We start from the raw sequence: 15,769 nt of genomic DNA on the forward strand, positions 1-15,769 counted from the left end.
GTAACACATGTCTACTCCCTTTACCATGCCTTCTCCCTTTACCATGGGCCCGGCCCTGTTGTTCTGCCCGGCCGACAGGCCCGAGCGTTTCGGGAAGGCGGCACACCGTGCGGATGCCGTGATCCTGGACCTCGAAGACGCAGTAGCTCCGGCCGACAAGTCCCGCGCCCGCACCGCGATCATCGAGCAGCCGGACGGGGAGCGCCTGGATCCTGCAAGAACAATTGTCCGCGTCAACCCGGTGGGCACACCGGAGTTTGAGGCAGACCTGGAAGCCCTGGCCGCAACGCCCTACCGCACTGTGATGCTGGCCAAAGCTGAACGCGCGGAGCAGCTGGGTTCCTTGGCGGGCTATGACGTGATCGCGCTGTGCGAGACTGCCGCCGGCATTGTCAACGCTTCCGCGATTGCCGCCGAACCCAACGTGGTGTGCCTTATGTGGGGTGCGGAGGACCTGCTTGCCTCCCTCGGCGGGCTTTCCAGCAGGAACGACGACGGCGCGTACCGGGCTGTCGCTTTGCATTCACGGTCCGCTGTGCTGCTCGCCGCCAAGGCCGCAGGCAAGGAGGCCATTGATTCGGTGTACGTGAACATCCCGGATCTTGACGGTCTGAAGCATGAATCCCTGGACGCGGTGGCCAGCGGATTCGGTGCCAAAGCGTGCATCCACCCGAACCAGGTGGCGGTGGTACGGGAGGCCTACGCGCCGGCTCCCGAGGCGGTGACCGACGCAAGCGAACTCCTGGAAGCGGCGGCCGCGGCCGGATCAGGGGTCTTCCAATTCAAGGGCAAGATGATCGATGGCCCCATCCTCAAACATGCCGAGGCGACGCTCCGCCGGGCCAAAACCTCCGCCACATGACAGTAGATGGCAATGCTCCGGCCGCCTTGAGACGCCGGAGTTGCATTGCCATCCACTGCCATCCGGGCGGGGCAGGCGGGTGTTCCGGGCGTTAGGCGCGGGCCGCCGTCGGGAGTTCAGCCGGACGGCCCAGCTCCGTCAACTCAACGGTGCTTGGCCGCTCAACAGTGCTTTTGATAGCCAAGGCCTGTCCCGTGCGGGCTGATTCCAGGACGGATTCCATGACCTCCAGTGCGTGGAAGGCCAGTTTTCCACCGGCCCGCGGTTCCTGCCCTGCGGGAGTCGCTGCCAGGTCGGCAATCCCGAATCCGCGTCCGGACTCCACGTAGCCGGCAGAGACCGGGAGGGTCTCCCAGTCCTCGGCGCCGAGGGCGAACAACTCGACATCGCCGTCGAAATGGTTGGGGTCCGGAACAATCAGCGAACCCTTCTCGCCATGGATTTCGATGTTGGGGCTCTTGGTCTTCACGGCATCGAAACTCATGAACAGGGTGGACAGCGCACCCGAGGCGTGCACCAGGACCCCGGTGACATGGGAGTCGATGTCCACGGGAACCGCTTGTCCTTCACGCGGGCCCGAGCCGATGGTGCGCTCGGTGCGGGTGTGGCTGGCAGCGCCCACCACGGACACTACGGGTCCCAGCAGGGTGACCAGGGCCGAAACGTAGTAGGGCCCCATGTCCAGGAGCGGTCCACCACCGGGCTGGTAGTAGAAGTCCGGGTTGGGGTGCCAGCGTTCATGGCCCGGAGTGGCCATGGTGGCCGTGGCAGAGACGGGGGAGCCGATCAGACCGTCGTCGATCGCTTTCCTGGCTGTCTGGATTCCGGTGCCCAGGACAGTGTCGGGTGCGCATCCCACCACCACACCGGCTTTGGCCGCAGCAGCGAGTACTTCTTCTGCTTCTTTGGTGGTGGCAGCCAATGGCTTCTCGCCATACACGGACTTGCCCGCAGCTATGGCCTTCAGCGCGATCTCCGCATGGGCGGCCGGGATGGTGAGGTTCAGGACGAGGTCCACGTCGTCGTCGGCCAGAAGCCCCTCCACGGACATGGCGCGGACGCCGTCGCAGGAATCGGCAACGGCCTGCGCCCGCACCGGATCCAGGTCCGCGACGGCTACGAGGTTGATCGCATCCAGCCGACGGAAATTGGTGAGGTACTGGGCGATGATGGCGCCACAGCCGATGATTCCGACGTTGATCGGGGCGGACGGATCCTGTGGTGATGCCGGGTTCAGCGGGAAGCCCACAGCATTCCCCTTTCAATGATGGTGCGTACGTTGGTTTCCTCGAGGATCTCCACCCGGTGGCCGGGGGTGCAAACAAAGATCCTGCCCTTGCCCCATTGCCGGGTCCAGATGGCCGGTGATGTCACTTCGCGGTTCCACGGGTCCCATTCGCGGACCTTCTGGGTGGTGGTGGCCAGGACATCGACATAATCGTCGGACAGCACCCAATATTGTTCCGTGACAAGTGCGAAGTCCGCGATTCCTTCCGTGATGGGATGGTGTGCGGCGGCAGGCAGCATGTTCACGGCGTACGGGACGTAGTTGTCCGACTGTTCCCCGGTCCTCTCATCGGGATGCTTGCCGGGGTGGCAGGCAAACTGCCCGCCGATCAGGTGCAGGTAGTCCGAGTTGTTGCGGTATGAGTCGGCGATCCCGCCGTGCCAGCCTGCCAGTCCCGTGCCATTTTCGACGGCGGTGCGGAGCCCCTCGAACTCGTCCTTTTCGATGGTGGTCATGGTCATGCACTGAACGATCAGGTCCACGCCGGCCATGTACTCGGCGTCAGCGTAGATCTTGGGTGACTCCTCAACCCGGACGTCATAGCCATTCCCGCGCAGGTAGGGCAGGAACAGGTCAGTGGCTTCGATCGGTTGGTGTCCGTCCCAACCGCCGCGGACCACCAGTGCGGTCTTGTTGTTGCTTGTCATGTTTTCCTTCAGACTTTCTGCCAGTGGGATGAGTTCTCGGCACTGGCCTCCACGGCGGCCAGTACTTTCTGTACCTGCAAAGCGTCAGCGAACGACGGCGTGGGCTGCTCCCCGGCGCCGATGGCCGTCACCAGGTCCACCACCTGATGCGTGAACCCGTGCTCATAGCCCAGGCCGTGACCGGTGGGCCACCAGTTGCCCGTGTAAGGGTGCGATGGTTCGGTGACCATGATTTTGCGGAACCCGGCGTCCGGCTCCAACGCAGCATCGTAGAACTGGAGCGAATTCATGTCCTCGAAATCGAAGGCGATTGATCCCTTGGTCCCATTCAGTTCCAAGCGCATGGCATTCTTGCGCCCCAGGGCAAAGCGGGTGGCCTCAAAGATGCCGATCGGACCTGACGTTGCGTCAGCACCGGCGTCGTCCGCCGCTTCAAACCGGGCGGTAAACAGGGCGGCATCGTCCACGGTGACCGGACCGCGCGGGCTGTCGGAGCCGCCACGGCCACCGAGTCCCACAAAGTCGCCACCCACGGGCCGTTCCTTCACGAATGTTTCCAGCAGCGCTGAGACCCCGGTGATGTTCAAGCCGGTGATCCACTGGGCGGCGTCGATGCTGTGGGCGCCGATGTCCCCCAGGGAGCCGGATCCCGACAAGGATTTATCCATGCGCCAGGTCAGCGGTGCATCGGCATCGCTGAGCCAGTCCTGGAGGTACTGGGCACGGACATGGCGGAGGGTACCGAGGCGGCCGTCATCCACCATCCGTTTGGCCAGGGCCAGGGCAGGAGTGCGGCGGTAGCTGAAACCACACATGGACAGGACGCCCCGCCCGGCCGCTGCCTGCGCCACCGCCGTCATCTTTTCGGCCTCCTCAACGGAGTTCGCCAGTGGCTTCTCGCACAGGACGTGCTTGCCGGCTTCCAGCGCAGCGATGGCAATCTCCGCGTGGGTGTTGCCGGGGGTGCAGATATCGATCAGGTCGATGTCGTCCCGTTCAATCAGGCGCCGCCAGTCAGTTTCGGTCGATTCCCAGCCGTATTTGCGGGCGGCCGCCGTGACGCTTTCCTGGTTCCTGCCGGCTACGGCCGTGAGCTCAGGAGCCAGTGGAAGGTCGAAGAAGCGCGGTGCTGTTCGCCAGGCATGGGAGTGGGCGGCGCCCATGAAGGCATATCCCACCATTCCCACGCGAAGCGGTTGGGGGTCAGTCATCAGAAAATCCTTTCGTATCAGCGTTACTTGCTGAAGCCGGCTGTCAGGCCGCTGAGCAACTGCCTGCGTGCCACCACGTAGATCACCAGGAGCGGCAAGGTGGCCAGGACCACGGAGGCGAGGACAGCGGGAATGTTGACGCTGAATTCGCCCTGGAAGGTCCACAGGGACAGCGGCAGGACCCTGGTCTCAGGGCTCTGGGTGAGGATCAGCGGGAACAGGAATCCGTTCCACACGTTGAGTGCGTTGTAAATGCCAACGGTGATCACTGCGGGCTTGGTCATGGGCAGCGCGAGCCGCCACAGCATGGCCCAATCCGAGCACCCGTCCAGCCGCATCGATTCGAACAACTCGTTGGGAACGTCCCGGAGGAAGTTGGACAGGATCAGCACGGAGATGGGAATGGCGAACGCGATGGACGGCAGGATCAGAGCCAACAGGGTGTCGTACATGTGCGCCTTGGTGATCATCCAGTAGATGGGGATGATGGTGGCGTGGAGGGGGATGGCCAGGCCCAGCAGGAAGATGTTGTTGGTCCAGCTGAGGAACTTACCCTTGCCCCGGACTATCGCATAGGCCGCCATGAAGGAGACCAGCAGTGCCGGGATCACGCTTCCCACTGTCACGATCAGGCTGTTGGTGAAGTACTTCGCAAACTCGTTCTCCAACACCAGCTTGTAGTTGTCCAGCGTTGGTTCAGAAGGCGGCAGCATCGGGTTTGAGGTGAAGAAGCCTGCCTGGTTCTTCAGGCTGGTGATGACCACGTAGTACACCGGCACAATAATGATTGCCAGCCAGGCCCAGCCGCCCAAGCCGCCCAGCAGGTTGGGCCGCGCGCGTCCGGGCCCCGGTGTCCGACGGCGGGCGCCCGCCTGGGTGGGCGGCGCTGCGGGTCGGGTGGGGAGTTGGGTTGCGGAAGCCATTACGCACCTTCCAATTGGCTGTCGTTGCGGTTCTTGCCGCCCAGGCGTTGAAGGAACAGGGCCAGGGCCAGGCCGATGACCACCAGGATCACGCCCAGTGCGCTGGCTGCTCCCATGTCGTTGGCCTTGAACCCGGTCAGGTACATATGCAGCGGCAGCAGGCGGGTGGAGTAGCCAGGTCCGCCGGCGGTGAGCACGAAGACCAGGTCGAAGTACGCCAGGGAACCAACCACCATCAGGGTGGAGGAGGTGATGATGGTGTATTTCAGCTGGGGGAGGGTGATGTTGAAGAACTGCTGGACCCGTCCGGCGCCGTCGATCTGGGCGGCCTCGTAGAGCGAGGTAGGGATCTGGCGCACGCCACCTTGGTAGATCAAGGTATGGAACGGAACGAACTGCCAGGCAATCACGAACACCACGACGAACAGCACAAGGTCGGAGTTGCCCAACCAGTCCTGCGCCAGGAAGGGCAAGCCAAGCCCGGGGCCGAGGCCGAAATTGGGATCCAGGAGTGCCTTGAACGCAATGGCCACAGCAGCTGATGACAACAGCAGCGGCACGAAGTAAAGGACTGCCAGGGCAGCGCGGTACTTCTGGCTGGCCGCGGTGAACACACCCAGCAGAAGGCTGATGGGCGCCTGGACCACGAAGGAGAAGAACATGATCTTGGCGGTGACCAGCAAAGCGTTGCCGGTGACCGGGTCAGCCAGCACGGTCTGCCAGCTGGAGAGTCCGTCAAGCTTGATCTCGCCAAGTCCGTCCCAACGGGTGAAGCTCAGGAACAGGACACCCAGCAAAGGGAGGATGGCGAACAGCGTGAAGAACGCGAGGGCAGGGGCTGCCAGCCACCCCGACGGACCCTTTTCCAAGGTCCGTCGGGACGGCTGATCCCGCCGGGAAGTGTGCTCCCGGGTAGGTGCAGTAGCAGTGGACACGTGACTACTTACCGATCGTCGCGTTCATGGTGGAAGCGAACTGTTCGGGGGTGATCTTCTTCAGGAAGATCTGGTCCAGGTTCGCCAGCATGGCATCGCCCTGTGCGGGGCTGAGTGCCTGGTCCCAGGACAGTGTGAAGTCCGGGGCGTCCTTGGCCATGCCGTACACGTAGGTCAGGAAGTCCTTGTCCGGGGAGGCGGCGAGCTTGTCTTCGATGCCGGTGACCACGGGAACTGCTCCGGAGTCGATCAGGGACTTGACGTTCTCATCGGTGAACATTCCGTCCTTGACGTACTCAAGGGCGGTCTTCTTCTGGGCGTCGGTGGCCTTGGAGGACACGGACCAGAAGTTGGACGGGTTGCCAACTACGTTCGCGGGATCGCCCTTGCCGCCTGAAACGGTGGGGAACGGGGTGTAACCGAGCTTGCCGCTCTTGACGAAATCGGCAGCGTCCTTCTTCATGCCCTGGTAGATCCAGCTGCCCTGCAGGATCATTGCGGCCTTGCCGGTGTAGAGCAGGGCCTGATCGGCGTTGCTGTCAGCGGCAATGGACGAGAAACCGTTGATGAAGCCACCCGCGTCCACCAGCTCCTGGATCTTGGTCAGGGACTCAATGACGGCTGGATCGGACCAGGCGCCGGGCTTGTTGGCCGCAATGTTCGCGAAGACCTCGGGGCCGCCGATGCGGTCCACCAGGTATTCGAGCCACATCAGGTCGGGCCACTTGGACTGGCCGCCCAAGGAGAACGGAGCGATGCCGGCGGCCTTGAACTTGGGCACCAGTGCCATCAGTTCGTCCCAGGTTTTGGGAGCCTGCACGCCCACCTTCTCAAAGACTTCCTTGTTGAAGTAAAGGACAACCGGCTGCACCTTGTTGTTGGGCAGGGCGTAGGTCTTTCCGTCAATCACGCCACTTTCCAGGATGGAGGGAAGGTAGCGGCTCTTCACGTCCGGGTTCTCGGTGAGGAAGCCGGAAAGATCATCGACTTGCCCGGCATCAACGTAGGACTTCAGCACGCCGCCGCCCCAGCCGTAAACCAGGGTGGGACCCTGGCCGGCGCCGACGGCGGTGCGGACCTTTGTCTTGTAGGCATCGTTGGCGAAGAAATCGAGCTTGATGGAGGAATCGGGGTGAGCTTTGTTCCAGGAGTCCACGGACGCCTGGAAGACGGGCTGGTCACCGCCGGTCAGTCCCCACATGGTTGCTGAATCCGAGGAGGCTCCTGTTCCAGCCGGGCCCGAGGATCCGCATGCTGCCAGAGAGATGGACAAGACTGCTGCTGAGACGGCCATTCCGGCGGTACGCAACTTCAGGTTATTCATGTGCTGTTTCCATTCGTCTTACGGGCTCGACGCTGATGGCCCGGTTGCTCGTGTGAAAGCCGCACTTCGGCCAGGAGGGGATCGACGGCGATCGCCGGTTCTTCATGAATTTCGAAATGTTTCGAAACTCCTTTCGGAAGTGCCCACCTAAGCTAGCGGTGACCTACGTCACCGTCAAGTGCCAAAGGGAAACAAATTTGAGCGTTGGCGGTCTCTGTTGACGTGAAATCATCCGTGCTTCACACTGAACGCAGATCGAAAGTTTTCGAAAGAAGGTATGCCGTGGCCCTCCCGAACAGGCCCTCCAAGATGACCCTCTCCGCAGTTGCGCAGGAGGTGGGCGTGTCAGTCCCCACGGTGTCCAAAGTGGTCAACGGGCGTGAGGATGTAGCCGCGTCCACCCGTGCCCGGGTCATGGCCGCATTGGAGCGCACGGGCTACCAATCACCCCTGCAGCGCAAGGGCAATCCGGGCAAGCGCGCTGTGGAAGCCGTCTTCGATTCCTTGAATTCTGCCTACAACATGGAGGTACTCAACGGCGTCATGGAGCAGGCAAATGCCTCCGGCATGGAGGTGATCCTCTCCGTGACGGGGCTGCAGTCGCCTCCCCGGCTTGGCCCGGAAGAGCGCGCCCAGCGGATGATTGATGAGGGACGCAGCGGAATGATTGTTGTGACCTCAGCGTTCGGGGCAGCCCAGCTCGAAGCATTCCAGCGCCGCCGGATTCCCATCGTGGTGATTGATCCGCTCAACCCGCCACCGGCCAACCTCTTCAGCGTCGGGGCCAGCAACTGGGCCGGAGGCAAGGCCGCTGCCATGCATTTGCTGGAGTTGGGCCACCGCCGGATCGCCTACATCGGCGGACCCGAGACCGCAGAATGCAGCCAGGCCCGGCTCCACGGCTACATGGCTGCGCTCATGGCCGAGGGCATCACTGTGGAGCACGAGTACGTGTCGGCTGGCAAGTTCCGGCCGGAAAATGGTGCTGCCGCCTTCAAGGCTTTGTTGGCTTTGGAAGATCCGCCCACGGCAATTTTCGCCGGCAGTGACAGCATCGCCCTGGGGGTCCTGGCCGAGGCGCGGCGACAGGACGTTCGGATCCCGGAAGAGATGAGCCTGGTGGGATTCGACGGCACGTACCAGGCGGAGGAATCCATCCCTCCACTGACATCGGTGAGCCAGCCTCTTCAGGAAATTGGCCGGTCCGCGCTGAACTTCATCCTGCGCCAGCTGGAGGGGGAGGAAATTGACTCCCGGCGGATGGAACTGGCCACGCACCTGGTGGTCCGTGAGTCCACGGCGCCCCCACGCACCCAGGCCCGGGTTCCCAGCGCTCACTCCGCCTAGAACCACAGGAGGTTTTCCACTTACCCGCGGCTCCGGTCGCAGTGGCAGCATGTGGCTGGGATACTTAAGCAATGCAGCCGCGCAAGATCGTCATCCTCGGGTCCACCGGTTCCATCGGCACACAGGCGATCGACGTCGTCGACGCCGCCCCGCACCGCTTCGAAGTGGTTGCGCTGAGCGCTGGTGGCGGAAACCTGCCGCTGCTGGCGCGCCAAGCCGTCCATACCCGGGCGCAGGCCGTGGGAATTGCGGGCGGTGATCCGGCTGCACTGAGGGAACTCATTGACGCCGCTGCATCTTCTGCCGGCGTGTCCGGCTACTCGCCGGAAATTGTTGCTGGTCCGGACGCCTCCACGCACATAGCTGCCATCGAGTGCGATGTGATCCTCAACGGCATCACTGGTTCCATCGGCCTGGCACCCACGCTGGCCGCGCTGGGGACCGGAGCCACGCTCGCCTTGGCCAACAAGGAATCACTGATTGTTGGCGGCGCGCTGGTCAAAGCTGCCGCACGCCCCGGCCAAATAGTGCCCGTGGACTCGGAACACTCCGCCATTGCCCAATGCCTGCGGTCAGGGACGGAGCAGGAGGTCGACAAACTGATCCTCACCGCCTCCGGCGGCCCGTTCAGGGGCCGGTCCCGCGACGAACTGCACCACGTGACGCCCCGGGAAGCCCTGGCACACCCCACCTGGGACATGGGTCTGATGGTCACCACCAACTCGGCCAGCCTGGTCAACAAGGGCTTGGAAGTCATCGAAGCACACCTGTTGTTCGATGTTCCCCTGGACCGGATCGACGTGGTGGTCCACCCGCAGTCGGTGGTCCACTCCATGGTCCAGTTCGTGGACGGATCCATTATTGCCCAGGCCTCGCCTCCGGACATGCGGCTGCCCATCGCCTTGGGCCTGGGGTGGCCGGACAGGGTTCCCCACGCCGCCACGCCGTGCGACTGGACCCAGGCAACCAGCTGGACGTTCGAACCCCTGGACGCCGTGGCTTTCCCTGCGGTGGGGCTTGCCAAGGATGCCGCAAAGCAGGGGAGTACCTTCCCGGCCGTGTTCAACGCCGCCAACGAGGAAGCCGTCCAGGCCTTCCATGCCGGCCGCATACGTTTCACGGACATCGTGGACACCGTGGAGTCCGTCCTCAGCGAACATTCAGGTTCTTCCGAGCTGACGGTGGAGTCGGTGCTGGATGCTGAGGCGTGGGCACGAGCCCGCACGCATGATCATTTATCCAGCAGCCCCCAGTAGAGCCAACCTTACGGAAGCAGTCCCACCGGCATGAGTCCCGTCCTTCTTTTCATTCTCGGAGTTGTCTTCGTCGCCATCGGCGTCGCGGTCTCCATTGCCTTGCACGAGGTCGGTCACCTGGTGCCCGCGAAACTCTTCAAGGTCCGTGTCACCAAGTACATGATCGGCTTTGGACCCACTCTCTGGTCCAGGAAAAAGGGTGAGACGGAGTACGGATTCAAAGCGCTGCCATTGGGCGGTTACGTATCCATGATTGGCATGTACCCGCCCAACAAGAATGACGGTTCAGTCCGTCCTTCCAGCACGGGAATGTTCCAAACGCTGGCCACCGAGGCGCGCTCCATGGCGCACGAGGAAGTTGGTCCCGAGGACGGGAACCGGGTCTTCTACAAGCTGCCGGTATGGAAAAAGATCATTGTTATGCTGGGCGGTCCCGCCATGAACATGCTGATTGGCTTGATCCTGCTGGCCGTGCTCGTGATGGGCTTCGGGGTGGCCACGGCCACCACCACCATCTCCGACGTCTCCAAATGCCAGGTGGCGGCGGGGGAGAGCGTGGATCCCAACTCGGCCGATTGCAAGCTGACGCCGGCTGCCGCGGCAGGGTTGCAACCCAACGACACCATCACTTCCTTTGACGGGAAACCCGTTACCAACTGGGACGAACTCACAGGGTGGATCCGCTCCTCAGCGGGCAAAGACGTGCCCATCACGGTGGAACGCAACGGAAACACTGTCCAAACCACCGTCACTCCGGTACTCACCTCACGGCCCGTCGCCGGGCCGGACGGCAGGCCGGAGCAGGATGCCAACGGAGTCTTGAAGTATCAGGAAGTCGGTTTCCTGGGGATCGGTCCGCAAAGCGCCCTGGTTCCGCAACCGGCGTCGGCCGTGCTGCCCATGGCCGGTGAGAACATCAAGCAGATCGCGGGAGTGATCTTCAACCTTCCTGCACGCGTGGTTGGTGTGGCGAAGGCGGCGTTCAGTGAAGAACCCCGCGATCCCAACGGGCCCATCAGCGTGGTGGGCGTCGGACGGGTTGCCGGGGAAGTGGCGGCCATGGAACAAGTACCGCTGCAGGCCCGCATCGGCACCCTGGTGGGATTGCTTGCCGGCCTGAACTTCGCCCTGGCCATCTTCAACCTCATCCCGCTGCTCCCACTCGATGGTGGCCACGTGGCCGGTGCACTCTATGAGGGGGTCCGCCGGCAATTCGCCAGGCTGCGCGGGAAGCCGGACCCGGGATCGTTCGACATCGCCAAGCTGCTGCCCGTCACCTACGTGGTGGCGGCACTGCTGATGGCCATGGGTGCACTCTTGATCTACGCGGACATCGTCAAGCCCGTGAACATCTTTGGCTGAGTTGTGAACGCCAACGCCCGGCCCGTGCGCATCATTGCCCGAACTGTGGGGATAGGCTAGCACCATGACTGTTTTCGCTGTTGAGTACGTTTACGCCGCCGATTCCGGCGACCTCCGCGATCAAACCCGAGCATCGCACCGCGCCTGGCTTGCCGACCTGGCCGAGCAAGGCACCCTTCTGGCCAGCGGCCCCTACGGCGACGGTGCGGGCGCCCTGCTGATCTTCACCGCTGCAGACGAAGCCGCACTCACCGCCGTCCTCAAGCAGGACCCGTTCGCTGAAGCCGGTGTCATTGCCGGAATACGCACCACGGAATGGTCGCCGATCATCGGCGTCCTGGCTGCCCACGCGTCCTGATCAGGGCGATCTTCACCACACCGATCCACCCCAACCCAAGGAGTCCACGTGACCTCGGTCAGCCTGGGAATGCCAGCAGCCCCACCCCCCGTCCTTGCCCCGCGGCGCAAAACGCGGCAGATCAAGGTTGGATCGGTAGGAGTCGGTTCCGATTCCCCCATCAGCGTGCAGTCGATGACCACCACGCCCACCACGGACATCAACGCCACCCTTCAGCAGATCGCGGAGCTCACAGCGTCAGGTTGTGACATTGTCCGCGTGGCGTGCCCGTCGGCCGATGATGCCGAGGCGTTGCCCATCATCGCCCGTAAATCGCAGATCCCGGTGATCGCGGACATCCACTTCCAGCCCAAGTACGTCTTTGCTGCCATTGAGGCAGGCTGCGCGGCGGTTCGTGTGAACCCGGGCAACATCCGCAAATTCGATGACCAGGTCAAGGAAATCGCTGCAGCAGCAAAGGACCACGGCACGTCCATCCGCATCGGCGTCAATGCCGGTTCGCTGGAGCCGGGCATCATGAAGAAGTACGGCAAGGCCACTCCGGAGGCCTTGGTGGAGTCGGCGGTCTGGGAAGCTTCGCTCTTTGAGGAACATGGCTTCCACGACTTCAAGATTTCCGTCAAGCATAATGACCCCGTCATCATGGTGGCTGCCTACGAACTGCTTGCTGAACAGGGCGACTGGCCCCTGCACCTGGGTGTCACCGAGGCCGGCCCCGCTTTCCAAGGCACCATCAAGTCCGCAACGGCTTTCGGAGCGCTCCTGTCCCGCGGCATTGGCGACACTATCCGGGTTTCCCTTTCCGCCCCTCCGGTGGAAGAAATCAAGGTGGGCAACCAGATCCTGCAGTCCTTGAACCTGCGTCCGCGCAAGCTTGAGATCGTGTCCTGCCCGTCGTGTGGCCGTGCCCAGGTGGATGTGTACACGCTTGCGGAACAGGTCACGGCGGGTTTGGAGGGAATGGAGATTCCCCTTCGCGTCGCCGTCATGGGTTGTGTGGTCAACGGACCCGGCGAGGCCCGTGAAGCGGACCTTGGTGTGGCGTCAGGCAACGGCAAGGGCCAGATTTTTGTGAAGGGCGAGGTCATCAAGACCGTGCCTGAAAGCGAAATTGTTGAGACACTGATCGAAGAGGCCATGCGCATCGCCGAAGAGATGGGGGAGGCCGATGGCGAAGATGCTGTCAAGGGTAGCCCCGTGGTTAGCGTCTCGTAACCAGGACGGCTTGGGAGTCAGGGTGCTCGGCAATGCCGACACCCTGGCTCTTCGCGAGCTTGCACGCCAGGACGTTGTAGCCAACGTTTTCATCCTGGCGCACCTGGAAAGTTCCGGCACCGCCGCTCCCACCAGTGGCGGCGCCAGCGTGTTCGGCGTTTTCGACGGCGGCACGCTGGTGGGTGCCTGCTGGGCGGGCGCCAACCTTGTGCCGGTGCAGCTGGACCCCTCGCTGGTGGACTGCGTGGCCTTCGCAGCGCATCAGACCGGGCGCCGTTTTGCGTCCATCTTTGGTCCCTCGGAAACCGTGTTGGCCCTCCATTCCCGCTTTGAGGAACTGGGTCACGCGGCCCATGAGGTGCGGTCCCAACAGCCACTGCTCACAATCTCAGGAACCCCTTCGATAGACGCCAACCCCTCCCTGTCTTTCGGGCGGATGGCCGACTTTGACCGCATCCTTCCGGCCTGCGCCGCCATGTTCGAAGAGGAAGTGGGCTATTCCCCGTTCCTGGGCGGCCAGGAGTTCTACAGCAAACGCGTGGCGGGCCTCATCCGGCAGGGTCATTCGCTGGTGCACATCGATGCCTCAGGCACGGTGGTCTTCAAGGCCGAGCTTGGGGCGGTGACAGCCGACGTCACCCAGGTGCAGGGCGTGTGGATGAACCCGGAGCTCCGTGGACGTGGCCACAGCGCCGGTTACATGGCCGCCGTCGTCAACCTCTCCCGGACGTTCGCTCCGGTGACCAGCCTGTACGTCAATGACTACAACGCCAAGGCCCGCGCCACCTATGAACGTGTGGGCTTCCAGCAAGTGGGAATGTTCGCCACCGTCCTTTTCTAAAGTCGATGGGGAATCCAGTATTCTTGTCCGTGTTGGCGACCGCCACCACCGGAACACTCGACTCCATTGGGGAAACGAATGAACAAGAATATGCTGCGCGGTTTCGCCGTGTCAGGGCTGCTGGTCATGGGTCTTACTGCTTGCGGTGGCTCCGGCTCCTCCACGGATGCCGCTCCCTCAGCCGCAAGTGAGGCACCCTCTCCGACGCCCACTGCGGCCAAGCAGTACACGTCGGCTGAACTTACGGACCTGGTCAAGCAGATCAAGCCTGCTGACGGCACGGAACTGACCGTTACCACCATTGATGATGTTGCGGCCCAGGCCGATCCACTCAAGAAACTCATGGGCTCCATGAACATCGAACCGGCCGAGTGCAAGGATTTGGCCATGTCCGGCGCCTCGCAATCGATTGAAGGCTCCACCGGCGCCACTGGCGCCAAAGTTGATACCGCTACCGGCAGTGTCTCCAGCGTGGCTTTGGTATCCGGCGTCCCGGCAGAAACCCTTCAGAAGAACCTCAAGGGCAGCGAGTCCCAGATCGCCACGTGCTCCACCATGAAGATGACCATGGGCGGCACCGCCATGACCGTGAACACCGAGAAGGTTGATGGAATCGGATCCGTCCCGGGCACTGTGGGGCTCAAAACCACCATGACCCTTCCAGACGGTCAGACCCAATCCACCGTGTCGGCCTTTGCTGTCAAGGGTGGCGTGCTGATCTCCGCGACGGCATCGGGCCCGAACGCCGCGGCAGACGGCGCAGCCGCCGCCGGAACCCTGATGGACCAGGCAGCAGCACTGGTCAAGTAGCCCTCACCGGCCCCCAAAGGCGCCGTCAGGTGGTGGCTCCCGGGCCGTCCAGTTCCCCCGTGAGGTAGCGCTGGATGGTGGGGGCCACCATCCTGATCACGTCATCCTGCGCTGCGCCGGCCAGCGGCTCAAGTTTGATGACGTAGCGGACCAGCACCAGGCCGATGACCTGGCTGGCCACCAGGTTGCTTCGGAGGCGCAGTTCTTCGGGCGTGCCCGGCAAGCCTGCAACCACCCTGGACAAGATGACCCGGTTGACCATTTCGCGCAGCAGGGCTGTCTTGGCGGTTGATCCGAGGGTCCCCCTGGCAAAAGCCACCAGGCCGTGCTGTGCAGGTCCCTCCCAGAGCCGCAGGATGGCCCTGACAATCGCTTCGGCACGGTGCTCCGGCAGGGTGGTTTCGACGCCGGACAGCACCTCCGCGGGATTGGCCGGTAAGGCGACGCTGGCGGCGAACAGCTCGTCCTTGCCAGCGAAGAAGTGGTGCACCATGGCCGGGTCTACTCCCGCGTCCCGGGCCACCTGCCGCAGGCTGGTCCCTTCGAACCCGTGCTCGGCAAAGAGCGTGCGGGCGGCGTCCAGTATGGCCTCGCGTGAATGGTCGCCGGCGGTTCGCCTGCCTCGCTTGGCGGACGGCAGGCTCACCGGGTCTGCCGCCGCAGCGTCAGGGAACCAAGCACCAACACCACCAGAACGATTCCGCCCATGATCAGGGTGTCCTGCCATAGAACCTCGGTGGCAGTGGCGTTTCCGGCGATCTCCTTCAAGGCGTCAACGGAAAAGGTCAACGGGAGGACCCCGGAGATGGCGTCCAGGACGGGGTTCATGTCATCCCTCGCCACAAACAACCCGCACAGCAGTATCTGCGGCACCACCACTACCGGCATGAACTGCACCGCCTGGAATTCCGTGCGGGCAAAGGCGGAGCAGAGCAACCCCAGGGCGACTCCGAGCACCGCGTTGATCACCGCAATCATCACCACCAGCCCTGGACTTCCCTGGATGTCCAGATTGAAGACCCAGTACGCCACCGCTGTAGCCACCAAGGACTGGAGTGCGGCCATGATCGAGAAGGCCAGCGCATAGCCAAACAAGAGGTCGGCCTTGTGGATCGGGGTGGTCAGGAGCCGCTCCAGGGTGCCGGACGTTCGTTCGCGCAGCATGGTGATGGAGGTGACCAGGAACATCACCACGAAGGGAAAGATGGCCAGCATCATCAAACCAACCCGGTCAAAGGTGCGGGGGACCCCCGGCGGAAGTGTCTCGTTGTCGTAGAGGAAGTAGACAGCCGTCAGCAGCAGGGCAGGAACCACCAGGATCAGGGCGACGCTGCGGTGGTCGTGCCGGAGTTGCGCCAGGACCCTGGTGCTGGTTGCCCAGGTCATGCGG

General features: G+C 63.1%; 16 protein-coding genes. 8 read left to right on the plus strand and 8 right to left on the minus strand.

Features of this window, described 5'->3' with window-relative positions:
- The first annotated feature begins 7 nt into the window (after nucleotides 1–7).
- Nucleotides 8–862, plus strand: a complete 855-nt coding sequence (locus JOE60_RS06670) for an HpcH/HpaI aldolase/citrate lyase family protein (RefSeq protein ID WP_239528829.1) — start codon at nucleotides 8–10, stop codon at nucleotides 860–862.
- 91 nt (nucleotides 863–953) lie between these two features.
- On the opposite strand, the gene JOE60_RS06675 is transcribed toward JOE60_RS06670, so the two are convergent.
- From JOE60_RS06675 to JOE60_RS06700, 6 genes are read right to left on the minus strand one after another with little or no spacing between them, the layout of a single operon-like run.
- Complete coding sequence (locus JOE60_RS06675; protein WP_338112536.1) at nucleotides 954–2,111, minus strand: Gfo/Idh/MocA family protein; 1,158 nt, start codon at nucleotides 2,109–2,111, stop codon at nucleotides 954–956.
- A complete protein-coding gene (locus JOE60_RS06680) occupies nucleotides 2,096–2,797 on the minus strand; it encodes a ThuA domain-containing protein (RefSeq protein ID WP_167264844.1) in 702 nt (233 codons plus the stop codon). The genes JOE60_RS06675 and JOE60_RS06680 overlap by 16 nt, the downstream gene beginning before the upstream one ends.
- Before the next feature lie 8 nt (nucleotides 2,798–2,805).
- Nucleotides 2,806–4,008 carry a Gfo/Idh/MocA family protein gene (locus tag JOE60_RS06685; RefSeq protein WP_167264845.1) on the minus strand — a complete coding sequence of 401 codons (1,203 nt, stop codon included), beginning with the start codon at nucleotides 4,006–4,008 and terminating at the stop codon, nucleotides 2,806–2,808.
- 23 nt (nucleotides 4,009–4,031) lie between these two features.
- Entirely contained in the window at nucleotides 4,032–4,931 is a 900-nt protein-coding gene (locus tag JOE60_RS06690) for a carbohydrate ABC transporter permease (protein WP_167264846.1), read from the minus strand.
- Nucleotides 4,931–5,866: a carbohydrate ABC transporter permease gene (locus tag JOE60_RS06695; protein WP_167264847.1), complete on the minus strand. Its 936-nt coding sequence runs from the start codon at nucleotides 5,864–5,866 to the stop codon at nucleotides 4,931–4,933. Before JOE60_RS06695 ends, JOE60_RS06690 begins: the two co-directional genes overlap by 1 nt.
- Before the next feature lie 4 nt (nucleotides 5,867–5,870).
- Nucleotides 5,871–7,190 carry an extracellular solute-binding protein gene (locus JOE60_RS06700; RefSeq protein ID WP_167264848.1) on the minus strand — a complete coding sequence of 440 codons (1,320 nt, stop codon included), beginning with the start codon at nucleotides 7,188–7,190 and terminating at the stop codon, nucleotides 5,871–5,873.
- 309 nt (nucleotides 7,191–7,499) lie between these two features.
- Here JOE60_RS06700 and JOE60_RS06705 point away from each other — a divergent pair, with 309 nt between their 5' ends.
- The 7 genes from JOE60_RS06705 to JOE60_RS06735 all read left to right on the plus strand — a co-directional run bounded on the left by JOE60_RS06705 (nucleotide 7,500) and on the right by JOE60_RS06735 (nucleotide 14,379).
- Entirely contained in the window at nucleotides 7,500–8,537 is a 1,038-nt protein-coding gene (locus tag JOE60_RS06705; protein ID WP_167264973.1) for a LacI family DNA-binding transcriptional regulator, read from the plus strand.
- Between the two features lie 71 nt (nucleotides 8,538–8,608).
- The gene (dxr, locus tag JOE60_RS06710; protein WP_167264849.1) at nucleotides 8,609–9,793 is read left to right on the plus strand and encodes a 1-deoxy-D-xylulose-5-phosphate reductoisomerase; all 1,185 of its coding nucleotides are present in this window, start codon (nucleotides 8,609–8,611) and stop codon (nucleotides 9,791–9,793) included.
- A gap of 30 nt (nucleotides 9,794–9,823) precedes the next feature.
- Complete coding sequence (locus JOE60_RS06715) at nucleotides 9,824–11,155, plus strand: M50 family metallopeptidase (protein WP_167264850.1); 1,332 nt, start codon at nucleotides 9,824–9,826, stop codon at nucleotides 11,153–11,155.
- Nucleotides 11,156–11,219: 64 nt separating this feature from the next.
- Nucleotides 11,220–11,513 (plus strand): YciI family protein, encoded by a 294-nt coding sequence (locus tag JOE60_RS06720; protein WP_167264851.1) that lies wholly within the window; start codon nucleotides 11,220–11,222, stop codon nucleotides 11,511–11,513.
- Nucleotides 11,514–11,561: 48 nt separating this feature from the next.
- Nucleotides 11,562–12,728, plus strand: coding sequence for a flavodoxin-dependent (E)-4-hydroxy-3-methylbut-2-enyl-diphosphate synthase (ispG, locus tag JOE60_RS06725; RefSeq protein WP_167264852.1), 1,167 nt, complete (start codon nucleotides 11,562–11,564; stop codon nucleotides 12,726–12,728).
- Complete coding sequence (locus JOE60_RS06730; protein ID WP_167264974.1) at nucleotides 12,691–13,569, plus strand: GNAT family N-acetyltransferase; 879 nt, start codon at nucleotides 12,691–12,693, stop codon at nucleotides 13,567–13,569. Before ispG ends, JOE60_RS06730 begins: the two co-directional genes overlap by 38 nt.
- 78 nt (nucleotides 13,570–13,647) lie before the next feature.
- A complete protein-coding gene (locus JOE60_RS06735; RefSeq protein ID WP_167264853.1) occupies nucleotides 13,648–14,379 on the plus strand; it encodes a hypothetical protein in 732 nt (243 codons plus the stop codon).
- A 25-nt stretch (nucleotides 14,380–14,404) separates the two neighbouring features.
- Here JOE60_RS06735 and JOE60_RS06740 read toward each other — a convergent pair whose 3' ends face one another.
- Together JOE60_RS06740 and JOE60_RS06745 are read right to left on the minus strand one after the other, a co-directional pair.
- Nucleotides 14,405–15,025: a TetR/AcrR family transcriptional regulator gene (locus JOE60_RS06740; protein ID WP_167264854.1), complete on the minus strand. Its 621-nt coding sequence runs from the start codon at nucleotides 15,023–15,025 to the stop codon at nucleotides 14,405–14,407.
- A complete protein-coding gene (locus JOE60_RS06745) occupies nucleotides 15,022–15,765 on the minus strand; it encodes an ABC transporter permease (protein ID WP_167264975.1) in 744 nt (247 codons plus the stop codon). Before JOE60_RS06745 ends, JOE60_RS06740 begins: the two co-directional genes overlap by 4 nt.
- Nucleotides 15,766–15,769 lie beyond the last annotated feature (4 nt).

The sequence above is a fragment of the Paenarthrobacter ilicis genome (genome assembly GCF_016907545.1).
Taxonomy (GTDB): Bacteria; Actinomycetota; Actinomycetes; order Actinomycetales; family Micrococcaceae; genus Arthrobacter; species Arthrobacter ilicis.

Coding starts and splice junctions, on each gene's coding strand:
- JOE60_RS06745 (WP_167264975.1), bottom strand. CDS start 15,765: ATGACCTGGGCAACCAGCACCAGGGTCCTGGCGCAACTCCGGCACGAC.
- dxr (WP_167264849.1), top strand. CDS start 8,609: ATGCAGCCGCGCAAGATCGTCATCCTCGGGTCCACCGGTTCCATCGGC.
- JOE60_RS06705 (WP_167264973.1), top strand. CDS start 7,500: ATGACCCTCTCCGCAGTTGCGCAGGAGGTGGGCGTGTCAGTCCCCACG.
- JOE60_RS06685 (WP_167264845.1), bottom strand. CDS start 4,008: ATGACTGACCCCCAACCGCTTCGCGTGGGAATGGTGGGATATGCCTTC.
- JOE60_RS06715 (WP_167264850.1), top strand. CDS start 9,824: ATGAGTCCCGTCCTTCTTTTCATTCTCGGAGTTGTCTTCGTCGCCATC.
- JOE60_RS06720 (WP_167264851.1), top strand. CDS start 11,220: ATGACTGTTTTCGCTGTTGAGTACGTTTACGCCGCCGATTCCGGCGAC.
- JOE60_RS06735 (WP_167264853.1), top strand. CDS start 13,648: ATGAACAAGAATATGCTGCGCGGTTTCGCCGTGTCAGGGCTGCTGGTC.
- JOE60_RS06730 (WP_167264974.1), top strand. CDS start 12,691: ATGCTGTCAAGGGTAGCCCCGTGGTTAGCGTCTCGTAACCAGGACGGC.
- JOE60_RS06700 (WP_167264848.1), bottom strand. CDS start 7,190: ATGAATAACCTGAAGTTGCGTACCGCCGGAATGGCCGTCTCAGCAGCA.
- JOE60_RS06670 (WP_239528829.1), top strand. CDS start 8: ATGTCTACTCCCTTTACCATGCCTTCTCCCTTTACCATGGGCCCGGCC.
- JOE60_RS06680 (WP_167264844.1), bottom strand. CDS start 2,797: ATGACAAGCAACAACAAGACCGCACTGGTGGTCCGCGGCGGTTGGGAC.
- JOE60_RS06690 (WP_167264846.1), bottom strand. CDS start 4,931: ATGGCTTCCGCAACCCAACTCCCCACCCGACCCGCAGCGCCGCCCACC.